The organism is Streptomyces sp. NPDC014656 (genome assembly GCF_043084305.1).
Classification (GTDB): Bacteria; Actinomycetota; Actinomycetes; order Streptomycetales; family Streptomycetaceae; genus Streptomyces.
Window position 1 is genome coordinate 1 of the sequence record NZ_JBIBZN010000015.1, and the last position, 15,523, is coordinate 15,523.

A 15,523-nucleotide genomic window follows, 5' to 3' on the forward strand; every position below is an offset into this window, starting at 1 on the left:
CGTTTCGCTTTCGCTCCGGGCCCTTCCGGCGTTTCCGACTCTATCAGATCCTTTCGGCGTCTGATTCCCAGTCAGAGGGGGTTGTCTTCACGGCTGTTGGGCCGTTCCGACGTCTCAGACCTTAGCGGATTCCCTCGGTCAACTCATAATCGAGTCGTTCGAATTGAATTTCGGCACGCCGAAATTCATCCCGTGAGGGAGACCGTGCTGGGTTGAGGTGCCGCTACCGCGGCGGGATGGCTGTCGCAGAACCGTTCCGGCTCCGTGACAACTCGGAGAACACTACGCATCGCCCCGGGGGGTGTCAACCCCCCTCCGGTGGCGTCCTCAGTCGAGGTCCGTGAGCCTGCCGCCGGCGTCGGGCTGGCTCAGCTCCACCCTGCGCAGGAGGCGGATGAGGGCGTCCCCCAGGGCGCCGCGCTCCTCGGGCTCCAGGTCCTGGAGGAGCTTCTCCTCGAAGTCCGTGGCCATGCGCATCGCCTCCAGCCACTTCGTACGACCCTCGTCGGTGAGTTCGACGATCACGCGGACGCGGTTGTTCTCGTCGCGGTCGCGGGTGACCAGCCCCTCGCCGGCCATGCGGTCGATGCGGTGGGTCATGGCGGCCGGCGTGAGGCCGAGCCGCTTGGCCAGTTCGCCCGGGCCCAGACGGTACGGCGCGCCGGAGAGGACGAGGGTCTTGAGGACCTCCCACTCCGCGTTGCTGATGCCGAGGTCGGCGAGCTGGCGGCCGTACGCCACGTTCATCCGGCGGTTCAGCCGGCCGAGGGCGGAGACCACCTTCTCCACCTGGGGGTCCAGGTCGCGGTACTCGCGCTGGTAGGCGGCGATCTGCTCGTCGAGCGTCGGCTCCTGCGGCTCTTGCGAGGCGGGGCGCTCGGGGGTGTCGGACATGGGGCCGAGTATTCCACGCTCCTCGTTGGCGTTGAAGTCCTTCCATGTGTACTGTTAAGGATCGAACTTTAGGATTGAAGTCTTGAGGGTTCAGGCGTACAGGGCTGAACCCGCGACCGAAGTGGGTGAGTGTGACCAAGGCGAGGGGCGCCGCGATGCGCCGGATTCAGGCAGGCAGCGCGCTGAGCGCGTTCGGACTCGGCTTCACCGTGCCGTACCTCTATGTGTACGTGGCGCAGGTGCGGGATCTGGGCGCGACGACCGCGGGTGTGGTGCTGGCCGTCTTCGCCATGGCCGCGCTCGTGGTGCTGCCGTTCAGCGGGCGGGCGATCGACCGGCGCGGGCCCGTGCCGGTGCTGCTGGTCGCCTCGGGACTGGCCGCGGTCGGTGCCGTGGGGATGGGGCTGGCGTCGAGCGTGCCGGCGGCGGTGGGCGCCGCCGCGCTGCTCGGTGCGGGGACGGCGGTGCTCCAGCCGGCGCTGGCCACGATGATCGTGTGGTGCTCCGAGCCCGCCGGGCGGACCCGGGCCTTCGCGCTCCAGTTCTTCCTGCAGAACCTCGGTCTGGGCGTCGGCGGTCTGATCGGCGGCCAGCTGGTCGACGTGAGCCGGCCCGACAGCTTCCTGCTGCTGTTCTCGATCGAGGCGGCGATGTTCCTGGTGCTGGCCGCGGTGGTCGGCACCGTGAAGACGGCCGGCTCGCCCTCGCTCCAGGGCGCGCGGCCCGCCGGGGGCGGCGGGGTCCGGGCGCTGCTCGGCCACAAGGCGATGGTCCAGCTGTGCGTGCTCGGCTTCGTCCTCTTCTTCGCCTGCTACGGACAGTTCGAGTCGGGTCTGGCCGCCTACGGCACCGAGGCCGCGGGCATCGCGCCGTCGACGCTCGGCATCGCGCTGGCCGCCAACACGGCGGTGATCGTGCTGGCGCAGTTCCTGGTGCTGAAGTTCGTGGAGCGCCGCAAGCGCTCCCGGGTGATCGCGGCCGTGGGTCTGATCTGGGCGCTGGCCTGGATCATCGCCGGGTACGCGGGCCTCGGACACGGCAGCCAGGCGATGGCGACGGCCGCGTTCGTCTCCACGTACGCGCTGTTCGGTCTCGGTGAGGCGATGCTGTCGCCGACCGTGGCGCCGCTGGTCGCCGATCTGGCGCCGGAGTCCATGGTGGGCTCGTACAACTCGGCCTTCGCCCTGGTGAAGCAGTTGGCGCTGGCGGTCGGTCCGGCGGTGGGCGGTCCGATGGGCGCGTCGCTGCACGGTCCGTACATCGTGACCTTCGTGCTGTTCTCGCTGCTGGTCACCGTGCTCGCGGTGCGGCTGGGCAGGCAGCTCACGCCGGTGCAGAACCAGCCGTCGCTCGCCGCGAAGCCCTCGCTGGTCGTGGCGCGGCACCAGCCGGAGCGGGAGACGGCCGGCGCCGCCTGACCCGCTAGCCGGGCAGGGCGAACTCGCACCACACCGCTTTGCCGCCGCCCGGAGTGCGGCGGCTCCCCCAGGACGAGGCGATCGTCGCGATGATGGAGATCCCGCGACCCGCCTCGTCCTCCGTTTCCGCCCGGCGGCGGCGCGGCAGGTGGTCGTCGCCGTCGGTGACCTCGATGATCAGGCGGCGGTCGGTGCGGCGCAGCCGCAGGCGCATCGGCGGGGTGCCGTGCTGGAGGCTGTTGGCGACGAGCTCGCTGGTGGCGAGGACGCCGAGGTCGCGCAGTTCGACGGGGAAGCGCCACGAGGAGAGGACTCCGGAGGCGAAGGCACGCGCGCGCGGGGCGGCCTCGACGCCGCCGAGGAGTTCGAGGGCCGCGTTGTGGAACAGCTCGGCGTCGGCGCCGTCGCGGGCGGGGTGCTGGACGACGAGGACGGCGACGTCGTCGTCGTGCTCGGCGGTGACGCCGAGGGCGCGGAGCAGCCGGCCGCAGATCACCTGGGGGGTGCCGCTGGCGCCGGCGAGCGCGCGGGCGAGGGCCTCGACGCCCTCGTCGATGTCCTCGCGGCGGCGCTCGACCAGTCCGTCGGTGTAGAGGACGGCGGTGGAGCCGGGGGGCAGGGCGATGGAGCCGGAGGCGTGCAGCCAGCCGCCGGTGCCGAGCGGGGGCCCGGTGGGGTCGCCGGCCGTGCGGACGGTGCCGTCCTCGTCCCGGACGAGGATCGGGAGGTGGCCCGCGGAGGCGTAGACGAGCTTGCCCTCGTTGGGGTCGTGGACGGCGTAGACGCAGGTGGCGATCTGGCTGGCGTCGATCTCGGCGGCGAGGCCGTCGAGGAGCTGGAGGACCTCGTGCGGGGGCAGGTCCAGGCGGGCGTAGGCCCGGACGGCGGTGCGGAGCTGGCCCATGACGGCGGCGGCGCGGACGCCGCGGCCCATGACGTCGCCGATGACGAGGGCGGTGCGGCCCGCGCCGAGGGTGATGACGTCGTACCAGTCGCCGCCGACGGCCGCGTCGGCGACGCCGGGCTGGTAGGTGGCGGCGATCCGCAGGTCGTCGGGCTGCTCCAGCTCCTGCGGGAGGAGGGAGCGCTGGAGGGTGACGGCGGTCTCGCGGTGGCGGCGCTCGCTGGCGCGGAGCCGCTCGGCGGCCTCGGCGTGGTCGGTGACGTCGGCGGCGTGGACGAGGACGCCGGCGCCTTCGAGGTGCGGGCTGTCGACGGGCAGGCAGGTGACGGTGTACGAGCCGCCGTCGGCGGTGCGGCGGGACTTCACGGTGCGGGGCTTGCCGCTGCGCAGGACCTGGTCGAGGAGCGGCAGCAGGCCGAGCTCCTCGGCCTCGGGGCAGGTGGCGGCGACGGTGGCGCCCGGAGTGCGGGGGCCGAAGGCGGCGGCGTACGCCTCGTTGACGTACGCGATGCGGTGCTCGGGGCCGTACAGGAGTGCGACGAGACCGGGGAGGCGGCCGAGGAGGTCCCGTACGGAGAAGTCCTCCAGGGCGGGGACCTCGGTGTCCACGGTGTCCTCCGCGTGCTCGGGGCCCTCGGCGGTCTCGGCGGATCGCTCCGGCCGCGGACCGTACTCACCGCGGGCGGCGGGCACGGAGCCTTCGCTCCCCCGCGCCGCGCGGCGCTGCGTGCCGGGGAGCCGGGCGCTCCAACGGGTGAAGTTCACGGATCTGTATGCCTCGTGGTGTCGGTGCCGTGCGGAGTCACGCTGTGCAGGTGTGAGCCCACCTATGGTCACACGTCCAGTGTGGACGAGTGCACTGACAGTGATGTCAGGAGGACGTCTTGTCGTTCCCGGCGGAGCCGGGCTCGGGCGGCGGGGGTGGTGGGGCGGCCGCGAGTTCGAACTCGGCCCTGGGGTGTTCCAGGGAGCCGAGGGAGACGACCTCGCGCTTGAAGAGGCCGGAGAGGGTCCATTCGGCGAGGACGCGGGCCTTGCGGTTGGCGGTGGGCATCCGGCTGAGGTGGTAGGCGCGGTGCATGAGCCAGGCCGGGTAGCCCTTGAGCTTGCGGCCGTACACGTGGGCGACGCCCTTGTGGAGGCCGAGGGAGGCGACGGAGCCCGCGTACGCGTGCGCGTACTCCTTGAGCGGGCGGCCGCGGAGGGAGGCGGCGAGGTTCTCGGCGAGGACCTTGGCCTGGCGGACGGCGTGCTGCGCGTTGGGGGCGCAGGGGGTGCCGGGTTCCGCCGCGGTGACGTCGGGGACGGCGGCGGCGTCGCCGGCCGCCCACGCGTGGGGGGTGTCCGCCACGGCGAGGTGGGGGGTGCAGCGGATCCGGCCGCGCTCGTCGAGGGGGAGGTCGGTGGCGGCGAGGACGGGGGCGGGCTTCACGCCGGCGGTCCACACGACGGTGCGGGTGGGCAGGCGGGTGCCGTCGCTGAGGACGGCGACGCGGTCCTCGCAGCTGTCGAGGCGGGTGTCCAGGCGGACGTCGACGTTGCGGCCGCGGAGCTCGCGGACCGCGTACCCGCCCATCTCCTCGCCGACCTCCGGGAGGATCCGGCCGGCGGCCTCGACGAGGACCCAGCGCAGGTCCTCGGGCTTGACGTTGTGGTAGTAGCGGGTGGCGTGGCGGGCCATGTCCTCCAGCTCCGCGAGGGCCTCCACGCCCGCGTAGCCGCCGCCGACGAAGACGAAGGTGAGGGCGGCGTCGCGCAGGGCCGGATCGCGGGTGGAGGAGGCGATGTCGAGCTGTTCCAGGACGTGGTTGCGCAGGCCGATGGCCTCCTCGACGGTCTTGAAGCCGATGCCGTGCTCGGCGAGGCCGGGGACCGGGAGGGTGCGGGAGACCGAACCGGGGGCGAGGACCAGTTCGTCGTAGGTGAGGGTGACCGGCCCCGCGCCCTCCTCGTCGGTGGCGAGGGTGGTGACGATCGCGGTGCGCTTGGCGTGGTCGACGGACTCGGCCTCGCCGATGAGGAGGCGGCAGCGGTCCAGGACGCGGCGGAGCGGGACGACGACGTGGCGCGGGGAGAGCGAGCCGGCGGCCGCCTCGGGGAGGAAGGGCTGGTACGTCATGTACGGGTCGGGGGTGACCACCGTGATCTCGGCGGCGCCGCTGCCGAGCTCCGCCCTGAGCTGCCGCTGGAGGCGCAGCGCGGTGTACATGCCGACGTAGCCACCGCCGACCACGAGAATGCGCGCAGGATCCGTCACCGTCCCATGAGGCATCGCCGTCCGGGGTTTGTCCACAGGCCCGGCGAATTGTGTGACCGGAGGGGTACGGAGGCGCGGGGTGGCGCGCGCGGGGCGGTCGGGTGCAACGGCGCAGGTCACGGCGGACGTGGGTGGTGGGGCAGGGGGAGGGAAACCGGTGGCTTCGGTGCCTTGCTCCGATCGGGGGGCGCACCGTACGGAACTCCCCCTTCTGAATTGACCCGGACTCAACTATGTTCGTAGTTCGTCGGGGTGTCGGGTCGGCGTGCGCGCGGACCGATGCGCACACCGGCCGGGAGCCCCGTATCAGGGCGGGGAGTCTCCGGGGGGAGACATCATGAGCGGGGGAACGCTTATGCAGATTCAGGATTCTCGTTGGCAGTCCGTCGTCGGCGCCGAGCGCGACGACCGGGGCGCGGCGGCCGTGGCCGCCGGGCCGGCGGTCGGGAGCGCGCTGACCGGCGGCACCGTCGCGGGCACGGGCACCGTCGTGGGCGGTCCGGTGGCGGGCGGGCGCGCGGCGCCGCTGCGGGTCGACGCGCAGCGCAACCTGGAGCACGTGCTCCGTGCGGCGCGCGAGGTCTTCGGCGAGCTCGGTTACGGGGCGCCGATGGAGGACGTGGCCCGGCGGGCCCGCGTGGGCGTGGGCACCGTGTACCGGCGCTTCCCCAGCAAGGACGTGCTGGTGCGGCGGATAGCCGAGGAGGAGACCGCGCGGCTGACCGAGCAGGCGCGGGCCGCGCTCGGGCAGGAGGAGGAGCCGTGGTCGGCGCTCTCCCGGTTCCTGCGCACCTCGGTCGCCTCGGGCGCCGGGCGGCTGCTGCCGCCGCAGGTGCTGCGGGTCGGCGTCGACGAGCCGTCGGCCGACGGGGACGCCGAGGGCGCGGCCCGGGTGCCGTACCAGCGGGGTCTCGGCGAGCCGGGCGACACGCGGGTGGTGGCGCCCCGGGCGGTGCCGGCGGACGAGCGGGACGACGCCGGTGCGGCGGAGCTCCTGGAGGTCGTCGGCCGGCTGGTCGACCGGGCCCGTGAGGCGGGTGAGCTGCGGACGGACGTGACCGTGGCGGACGTCCTCCTCGTCATCGCCACCTCGGCACCGGCGCTGCCGGACGCGGCGCAGCAGGCGGCGGCCTCGGCCCGGCTCCTGGACATCCTGCTGGAGGGCCTGCGCTCGCGGTAGACCGCGGCAGCGCGCTCCGGTCGGACGCCCGGCGGTCCGCCGGTCCTCCGGGCCGGGCGGACCAACGGCCCTGACACGAACGTGCGAGCGGTTACGCCGGGTTGCGTGAAGTCGCCCCGGACGAGTGGTAAGTGGTCGCGGCGCTTCGGCGTGCCCGCGTCGTGTGGCAGGCTTGCCCGGTGTTCGGGTCTGCGCAGGCGTACGGGGGCTTCCGCGATGAGCGGTGAAGGTCGGGACGATCCGCTGGGCGGTGGCGGCGCCACGGAGGCCGAGGGGCTGCCGGCCCGGCAGGTGCCGAGCCAGGGGGGCCCGGGCGGGATCACCACCGACGCCCCGGGGCCGTCGCAGGGCACGGCCGAACCGAGCGTGCCGCAGCAGCGCAAGACCGCCTCGGCCGGAGCCGCGCCCCTCGCCGTCCCCCCTCCCCCCGCGGAGGACGATCCGGCGGAGGGCGGTCCGGCGGACGACGGTGGGGGCGAGGGCCTGCTGCCGCCGCCGAGGGAGACGGACCCCTCCGACGCCGACCTGATCCAGCTCATGCGGGACGGCGACGACTCGGCGTACGAGGAGCTGTTCCGCCGCCACTCGGAGGCCGTCCGGCGCTACGCCAGGACCTGCTGCCGGGACGGGCACACCGCCGACGACCTCACCGCCGAGGTCTTCGCCCGCACCCTCCAGGCCGTCCGCGGCGGCGCCGGACCCGAACAGGCCGTCCGCGCCTATCTGATGACCACCGTCCGGCGGGTCGGCGCCGCCTGGGCCAAGACCCAGAAGCGCGAGCACCTCGTCGAGGACTTCGCCGTCTTCGCCGCCGACGCCGCCCGCTCCGCCGAGGTCTCCGACCAGGACACCCTGGACCTCGGCGCCGAGGTCCGGGCCATGCAGGAGGCCGAACAGTCGCTGGCCATGCAGGCGTTCCGCTCGCTGCCCGAGCGCTGGCAGGCCGTCCTGTGGCACACCACCGTCGAGGAGGAGTCCCCCAGCGAGGTCGCCCCCCTCTTCGGCCTGACCGCCAACGCCACCGCCGTGCTCGCCAGCCGCGCCCGCGAGGGGCTCAAGCAGGCCTACCTCCAGGCGCACGTCAGCCAGGCCCTCACGGCCGGCGGCGACTGCGCCCGGTACGCGGACCGGCTCGGCGCCTACGCGCGCGGCGGGCTGCGGATGCGGGCCGAGCGCGGCCTGCGCAAGCACCTCGACGAGTGCGCCAAGTGCCGGGTCGCCGCCGGTGAACTCGCCCACGTCAACGCCGGCATCCCGGCGCTGCTCCCGGTCGCGGTCATCGGCTGGTTCGCCGCCGGCTACTCCCTCAAGGCCGCCGGCATCGTCGCCGGCGGCGCGGTGGGCGCGGCCGGCGCGGGTGCCGCCGCGGCCGCCACCGGCGGGACGGGCTCCGGCGCCGCCTCGGGCGGGGCCGCCGCCGAGGGGCTCGGCGCGCCCGCGAAGGCCGGTATCGCCGCGGCCGTGGCCGTCGCCGCGGCGGCCGGGCTCGTCTGGGCGATGACCGGCGACCCGCAGCCCGTCGCCGCGCCGCGGCCGGCGCCGACGACCACCGCCCCCGCCGCCCCGGCCGCGCCCCCGCCGCCCGCGGCGAAGCCCTCGCCCCGGCCCACCCCGCCGCCCGCGCCGGAGCCCACGACCCCGCCGCCCCCGCCGGAGCCGACGCCCACCCCCACGCCGAAGCCCACGCCGAAGCCGGTGGCGAAGCCCACCCCGACACCGGCCCCGACGACCCCGCCGCCGAGCCCCGAGCCCACCCCGAAGCCGACCCCGAGCCCCACGCCGCCCCCGACGACGCCTCCGCCGCCCGCGCCCGCCGTCTACCAGGTCGACCGGCTCGACTACGACGCCTTCGGCGACGGCACCGCGCCCGAGGTCGTCATGGAGGACGGCACCTGGATGTGGTCGCGCCAGGGCATGTCGATCAGCGACAGCACCTACGCGTACGGCGTCAGCGTGCACGCCCCGTCCTCGCTGCTCATCCGGCTGAACAGGCAGTGCACGAGCTACGACGCGCTGGTCGGCGTCGACGACCTGAGCGCCCCGCTCGGCCCCGGCGGGGTCCGCTTCTCCGTGTACGGGGACGGGGAGCGGCTCTGGCGCTCGCCGGTGGTCCGGCCGGGCGACCCCGCGCTCCCGGTCCGGGTGGACCTCCGCGGCCGCTCCACCCTGCGGCTCGTGGTGGAGGAGCACACGCCGTTCGGCCGGGCGGCCGTCGCCGACTGGGCGGAGTCCCGGATCAGCTGCTCCTGACGGGCCCTTCGGCGGCGTACCGCGCCACCAGGGCCAGGACGTCCTCCTCGCCGAGTCCGTCGCCGGCCGCGCGGGCGGCGGCGAGGCCGTCCTCGCCGAGCGCGGCGCGGCAGGCGGCGGCGACGGTGTCGGCCTCGCGCCGTTCGGGGACCGAGCGGGGGATGTCCCGCCGCCAGGTGTCGACGGCGGCCGCCACGCGCGCGCAGAGCGCCGCGTCGCCGGCCCGGTGCAGGGCGAAGACGAGCCCCTCGGCGAGGCTGATCACGACGATGTCCGCGCAGTGGCCGGTGAGGGCGGAGCGCAGGGCGTCGGTGGCGGCCGTGACGGCGGCCGGGCCCGCGCCCTCCTGGGCCTCGACGCGGGCGACGAACCCGGCCAGGGCGATGGCGAAGTGCGGCGGCGGGGTGCCGTGGCGGATGTGGGCGCCGGCCGAGGCGAGGGCGGCCCGCGCGCCGGCGGGGTCGTTCCGGTCGAGGGCGAGGACGGCGCGCATGAAGTCGACGTAGGCGAGGGCGTCCTGGAGGCGCAGCCGCTCGGCCTCCCGGGCGGCCTCGGCGAGACCGCGTTCGGCGCCGGCCGTGTCGCCGTCGCGGTAGGTCAGTTCGGCGAGCCGGGCGATGAGGAAGGGCGCCTCGGCGTGGGCGCCGACCTCGCGGGCCAGCCCGAGCGCCTCCTCGTACGCCTCCCTGGCCTCCGCGCGGCGGCCCCGCATCATGTTGGCCTCGGCGGCGGCCGAGGCGACCTGGGCGCCCATCCAGCGGTCGCCGACCCGGCGGGTGAGGACGCGGAGCTCGGCCAGGTCCTCGTCGATCCCCCGCATGCCACCGGGCATGTCCACGATCATGTGGGTCCGGAACATCAGGCTCACGCCGGTCTCCCAGTCGCCGCCGTACCGGCGGCAGGTCTCGACGCCGGTGTCGAGGAGGGCGCGGACCACCGGCGGGTCCTCGGTGAGGTACGCGGTGAACGGCCAGAGCAGGCCGGGGAAGCGGGCGGACTCCGGACCGGGGTCCTTGCCGAAGGCGTCCCGGACGCGGCGGACGAGCGCGAGCACGTCGGCGTTCTCCCGGAGGTCGCCGGTGTACATGTTCTCGTCCTCCATCGCGAGGAAGAACGAGAGCATCCGCAGGTGCATGCGCGGCCAGTGGCGGGGGTCGGCCGGGTCGTCGGGGTCCTCCCCCAGGTCGAGCGCGCGCCGGGTCCAGGCCAGGCCCTCCGGGCGGTAGTTGCGCAGCCACCAGAACCAGCCCATGGCGAAGACCAGCCGGAGCCCGGCCCGCTCGTCGGGGTGGGTGACGAGGGTGCGGTGGAGGGCGGCCCGGATGTTGTCGAGGTCCCGTTCGAGCCGGTCGATCCAGGGCAGCTGCTCGCCGGAGCGGAGCTTCGGCTCGGCCTCCTCGGCGAGGGCCGTGAAGTGCGCGGTGTGGGCGGCCTCGGCCGCCGCGCGCAGCTCCGGGGTCTCGGCGGCGCGCTCGGAGGCGTACTCGTGGATGGTCTCCAGGAGGCGGTAGCGCATCGTGCCGTCGTCGGTGGGGGCGGCGACGACGAGGGACTTGTCGACGAGGGCGCCGAGGGTGGTGAGGGTGTCGGGGCCGCCCGCCGGGTCCGGGGCGTCGACGGCCTCGGCGGCCGGGAGGTCCCAGCCGCCGGTGAGCACGGAGACCCGGCGGAGCAGGGCGCGCTCGGCCGGTTCGAGCAGGTCCCAGGACCAGTCGACGACCGCGCGGAGGGTCTGCTGGCGGGGCAGCAGGGTGCGGGCGCCCGAGCTGAGGAGGCGGAAGCGGTCGTCGAGCCGGTCGGCGATCTGGCGCGGGGTGAGCAGCCGGAGGCGGGCGGCGGCCAGTTCGATGGCGAGGGGCAGGCCGTCGAGCCTGCGGCAGATCTCGGCGACGGCGACGGCGTCGGCGGTGGCGGCGCCGTCGGCGTCGTGCGCCCGTTCCTCGTCGAAGGCGGGGCGGACGGCCCTGGCCCGCTCGGCGAAGAGCCGGTGCGCGGGGGCCGGCGGCAGCGGCTCGACCGGGCGGACGGTCTCGCCGGGGACGCCGAGCGGCTCGCGGCTGGTCGCGAGGACGCGCAGGCCCGGGCAGTGCGCGAGGAGGGTCTCGGCGAGGGCCGCGGCGGCGTCGATGACGTGCTCGCAGTTGTCGAGGACGAGGAGGAGGGAGGGGCGGTGGGCGAGGTGTTCGACGAGATGGGCGGTGGGGTCGTCCTGGAGGGCGGTGCCGTCGCGGGTGATCAGGTTGATCTCGCGGAGGCGGAGCGCGGAGAGGACGGCGCCGGGGACGGCCCCCGGGTCGTCGAGCGGGGCGAGTTCGGCGATCCACGCGTCGGGTCCGGCGGTCTGCCGGGCCACCTCCTCGGCGAGCCGGGTCTTCCCCGACCCGCCGGGCCCGGTGAGCGTCACGAGCCGGGACCGGCCGAGGTCGGAGCGGAGCGCGGCCAGCTCCGGCTCCCGGCCGACGAAGGAGGTGAGGCGGGGGCGGATGTTGCCGCCTTCGGGGGCGGGCCGTCCGGAGGGCGCGGGGGCCGGGGGCGCGGCGGGCGGCGGTGACGGCTGCGGCTGTGGGGGCGAAGGCTGTGAGGGCTGCGGCTGTGGGGGCGAAGGCTGTGAGGGCCGCGGCTGTGGGGACGAGGGCTGTGGCGAGGGCGGTGGCTGCGGGGTGCCGGCGGGGCCGAGGAGTTCCCGGTGGAGGGCGGTCAGTTCGGGGCCCGGGTCGGTGCCGAGGGCGTCCGCCAGGGTGCGGCGGGCCGTCTCGTACGCGGCGAGCGCGTCCGCGTGGCGGCCCTCGGCGCGCAGGGCGCGGATGAACTGGGCGTGGAAGCCCTCGTCGTAGGGGTGCGCGGCGGTGAGTCCGGTCAGTTCCGGTACGAGTCCGTCGGCCGCGCCGCGCCGCAGGTCGGCCTCGACGCGGCGGCGCGTGGCGGCGAGGCGCTGCGCCTCGGGGCGGACCCCCGCGGGTCCCGGCAGGTCGGCGAGGGCGGGGCCGCGGAAGAGCCCGAGGGCGTCCCGCAGGAGGGCGGCGGCCGTCCCGGGGTCGCCGGCGTCGAGCCGGGCGGAGGCTTCGGCGGCGCGGCGCTCGAACACGTACAGGTCGATGTCCTGCGGGCCGGCGGCGAGCCGGTAGCCGGGGCCGGGGGTGGCCTCGACCGCCTCCCGGCCGAGGACCCGGCGCAGGCGGGCGACGAGGGCCTGGAGGGCGGCGGGCGCGTCGAGCGGCGGCTCGTCCCCGTACACGTCGTCCACGAGCTCCCCGACCGGGACGGCCCGTCCGCCGCGCAGCGCGAGCGCGGCGAGCAGCGCGCGCAGCCGGGCGCCGCCGAGGGGCAGGGGGGCGCCGTCGGGTCCGAGGGCCTCGGTGGTGCCGAGGATGAGATACCGCACCGGCCCATTCTGTCCGCAGCGCGCGAGGGGCGCCTCGGGGTTTCCCCTGGCGGGTCCCGGAGGGCGTCTCCTCCGGTGCCGGCGGCGGCATGGCCGTGCCGGACCTCCTTCGCCCGGTGCGACGCCCTCAGGTGAGGACGGGCGCCCGGACCGGGTCAGGGGCGCGTTCACCCGCGCGGGCATGCGGTGACGTTTCGCCCGCGGGGCTCAGCGCGCCGGCAGCGACCGCGACGCCGGGATCAGCGGCCCCTGGACCGCGCGGGGCGCGCGCGGGGTGGCCGTGTCGGTCCAGCAGGAGCCCCGGCGGGCGAGGAGGCGGCGGAGCCAGAGTTCGGTGGAGACGAGGTCGGCGAGGCCGTCGAGGGGGACCCGGGCGCCGTCGGCGGCGGCTCGCAGGGCCTCGCGGACGGTGCCGGCCTCGACGAGGCCCGCGTCGGCGAGGAGCGGGGCGTCGAAGAGGGCCAGCAGGGTCGGGAGGGCGGCACGCAGGCCCGCGCGCGCGGTGGCGGCGGGGACCGCCGGGTAGGGGGCGCCCCAGCCGGGCGGCAGGTCGCGGATGCCGGTGTCCGCGAGGACCGTGCGCAGCACGCCGGCCCGCGCGTCGGGCTGGACCCGGAGCGCTTCGGGGAGGGCCCGGCAGGCGCGGACGACCTGGTTGTCGAGGAAGGGGGCGTGCAGCCGCTGGCCGCGGATCTCGGCGGCCTGCTCCAGCACCCGGTGGTCGGCCGCGGCGCGGGCGAGGGCGGCACGCGCGCGTGCCTCGCCCGGGCGCTGGACGGCCGGCGGCAGGATCGCCGCCCTGGTGAGGCGGGCCGACACCTCGGCCAGCGCCTCCCCCGTCAGCCAGCGGGCCGCGGGGCCCGGCCGGGCCCAGGCGAGGGCGGAGAGCGAGGCCGCCAGCGGGCCGTGGGCGTCGCCGGGGGCGCGGTTCGCGTCGAGGACGTGCCGGGCGGCCGTCTCCAGGCCGGCCCGGTAGGGCGTACGGGCGAGCCTGCGCGCCGCGCGGTAGACGGTGACCGGCACCAGGAAGGAGCCCGCCGACGGGCCGCTCGCCTTGGCGAGGGCCGTCACGGGACGGACCAGGGAGCGGCGCCTGCGGTCCATCAACAGGTCCGCCAGGCGCGCCGGGTGGGCGTCCAGGGCCTGCTTGGCGCCCAGTCCGGTGAAGTGGTCGGCGCTGCCGCCGACGAGCCGCCTGCGGTGCCGTTCGGCGGTGACCAGCGCGGGCCCCGGCTCGTCGGTGAGGGGGCCGTCCAGGGTGGCGTACGGGAGGGCCTCCTCGCCCGCCGTGACGACGACGTGGCGCAGCCGGGGGTCGGCCGCCAGCTCGCGGGCCCGCTCCAGTTCGGCCGCCCGGCCCGGCCCCGGTTTGTTCGCCAGGTCGCTGAAGGTGACGGCGAGGAGCCGCTCCCCCGCGCCCGCGTGCCCGAGGACCGTGCCGGGCACGCCGGGCAGTCCGGCGGCGAGCAGGGCGAGCGTGGCGGAGGCGCTGCCGCCGGACAGGTCGGCGCCGATGCCGGGGGCGGGGCCCGCGCCGCGGGCGGCCCGCCGGTCCGCGGGCCCCATGCCGGGGACCGGTCCGGGGTCGGGCAGCGGTGCCTCGGGCGCGTGCCGGGGCGCGGTGAGCCGGGCCCGTACGGACTCCACCAGCGCGTCCCTGACCGCCTCGACGGCCTGCCGGGGGTCGGCCTGCGGGGCGGCGACGGCGAGCGAGGCCACCGTCTCGTACCCGGCGATCTCGCGGGAGCCCTCGCGCAGGATCAGCGCGTGGCCGGGCGGGACGCGGCGGACGCCCTCGTAGGGCGTCGAGTCGCGCAGCGCCTCCGGGGACTCGGGGCAGGCGAGCAGGGCGGCGAGGTGGCCGATGTCGAGCTGGGCCTCGACGAGGTCGGCGAGCGGGAGGGCGGCGGTGGCGAAGGCGGTGCCGCCCTCCCAGGGCGTGTGGAAGACGGGGCGGGCGCCCGCGAGGTCGCCGGTGACGGTGACCCGGCGGCCGGCCTTGACGACGGCGGTGTAGCTGCCGGGCCAGGCGGTGAGGTGGCGCAGGGCGCCGCCGCGCGCGGTGACGAGGCCGCGGCGGAGTTCGTCGTCGCCGGCGGCGCAGCAGCCGAGGACGGCGAGCCGGGTGCCGTCGTCGAGGCCGACCACCCGCACTTCGTCGGGGCGCCAGTCGCCGACCGCCCACAGCGGGTCGGGGTCGCCCCAGAGGAGCTGTGCGCCCACCGGCTGCACCGTGCGCCCCCCGACGTGCCCGCCGCTCTCCGCGAACGGCTGTGCCTGGGGCGGGACTCCGGATCCGTAGGCGCCGGGTCCGGTGTGGCCGCGGAAGCCGCCGGGCGCGCCCTGGGCGCCGTTCGCCGCTCCGGTGCGCGCTCCCGCGGCCGTGGCGTACCCCGCGGCGACACTGCTCCAGCCCACCAGCCATCGCATCGGCGCCTCCACGTCCGTTTCGGTGGGGCCATGCTGCCATGACAACGGCGCACGGGGCGGGGTCCGGGTGCACGCGCGCGAAAGCCGAATGCGCCCCTGGCATGGGCCGGTTGGCCGGGCGGGGGGCGTGCGGCGAGCGGAGGGGGGCGCGGCGGTGACGAACGGGTGGAGGAGCGGGCGGGCGGAGGGCGGACGGGCGGAGGCCCGGCGGCCCGGAGGTCTCCCGCCGGCCCGGCCGCGGCTCCTCGTGGGGCTCCGGCACGACACCGACGCGACACCGGCTCGGCATCAACACCGCACCGGCATCGCCACCGGCTCGGCACCGGCTCGGCATCAACACGGCACCGGCACCGCCACCGACGCGGCTCCCGCACGGCTGCGGTCCCGGAGAATTCGGCCGATTCTCGCCTCTGTAAGGAGGTTTGACCTTCCGTCAGTCGACGAAGGGATCAAGGCTCCGGAGGCCGTCCTCGCGGCGCCGTCCACGCGCCGGCGGCCCGCCGTCCGGCAGTCCGGGAGGCGACCCGCCTCCCGGCGCCGTCCGCCGCCCGCGGGGAATGGAGCGGCGGTGTCCCCCAGCCCACCGGTGCGGAACCCGCAGCCCGAAGGGGCTCCGCCTCCCGGCCGGACGGGCCGACCCACGCGGCACCCATCGAAGCCCTCGGGGTCCGGAGCGACGAGAGCGCACGGCCGGGCGCACGGCCACACGGGCGGAGCACGGTCCGGCGGGAGGCCGCCCCCGGTGGGTTGTTCACACAACAATCTCGCCATACGGAACTCCGCCCCTTAACGGTGGGGATGCGGCGAA

8 protein-coding genes are annotated in these 15,523 nt (G+C 76.3%); 3 read left to right on the forward strand and 5 right to left on the reverse strand.

The genetic code is table 11. The features are described from left to right. Window positions 1-327 precede the first annotated feature (327 nt). A complete protein-coding gene (locus ACF1ED_RS28600; RefSeq protein ID WP_043232439.1) occupies window positions 328-894 on the reverse strand; it encodes a MarR family winged helix-turn-helix transcriptional regulator in 567 nt (188 codons plus the stop codon). A gap of 155 nt (window positions 895-1,049) precedes the next feature. On the opposite strand from ACF1ED_RS28600, the gene ACF1ED_RS28605 reads away from it, so the two are divergent. After that, window positions 1,050-2,312 carry an MFS transporter gene (locus tag ACF1ED_RS28605; RefSeq protein ID WP_391765274.1) on the forward strand — a complete coding sequence of 421 codons (1,263 nt, stop codon included), beginning with the start codon at window positions 1,050-1,052 and terminating at the stop codon, window positions 2,310-2,312. A gap of 4 nt (window positions 2,313-2,316) precedes the next feature. Here the strand turns inward: ACF1ED_RS28605 and ACF1ED_RS28610 are convergent, their stop codons facing one another. Both ACF1ED_RS28610 and ACF1ED_RS28615 read right to left on the reverse strand, forming a co-directional pair. Next, the gene (locus tag ACF1ED_RS28610) at window positions 2,317-3,981 is read right to left on the reverse strand and encodes a SpoIIE family protein phosphatase (protein ID WP_391765276.1); all 1,665 of its coding nucleotides are present in this window, start codon (window positions 3,979-3,981) and stop codon (window positions 2,317-2,319) included. A 106-nt stretch (window positions 3,982-4,087) separates the two neighbouring features. Beyond that, entirely contained in the window at window positions 4,088-5,488 is a 1,401-nt protein-coding gene (locus ACF1ED_RS28615) for an NAD(P)/FAD-dependent oxidoreductase (protein WP_391765277.1), read from the reverse strand. 340 nt (window positions 5,489-5,828) lie between these two features. Here ACF1ED_RS28615 and ACF1ED_RS28620 point away from each other — a divergent pair, with 340 nt between their 5' ends. After that, window positions 5,829-6,653, forward strand: a complete 825-nt coding sequence (locus ACF1ED_RS28620; protein WP_391765279.1) for a TetR/AcrR family transcriptional regulator — start codon at window positions 5,829-5,831, stop codon at window positions 6,651-6,653. 216 nt (window positions 6,654-6,869) lie between these two features. Beyond that, window positions 6,870-8,903 carry a sigma-70 family RNA polymerase sigma factor gene (locus ACF1ED_RS28625; RefSeq protein WP_391765281.1) on the forward strand — a complete coding sequence of 678 codons (2,034 nt, stop codon included), beginning with the start codon at window positions 6,870-6,872 and terminating at the stop codon, window positions 8,901-8,903. Here ACF1ED_RS28625 and ACF1ED_RS28630 read toward each other — a convergent pair. Both ACF1ED_RS28630 and ACF1ED_RS28635 read right to left on the reverse strand, forming a co-directional pair. Then, complete coding sequence (locus ACF1ED_RS28630; RefSeq protein ID WP_391765283.1) at window positions 8,890-12,285, reverse strand: BTAD domain-containing putative transcriptional regulator; 3,396 nt, start codon at window positions 12,283-12,285, stop codon at window positions 8,890-8,892. The genes ACF1ED_RS28625 and ACF1ED_RS28630 overlap by 14 nt on opposite strands. A gap of 207 nt (window positions 12,286-12,492) precedes the next feature. Further along, window positions 12,493-14,715, reverse strand: a complete 2,223-nt coding sequence (locus ACF1ED_RS28635; protein ID WP_391765285.1) for an asparagine synthase-related protein — start codon at window positions 14,713-14,715, stop codon at window positions 12,493-12,495. Between the last annotated feature and the right edge of the window lie 808 nt (window positions 14,716-15,523).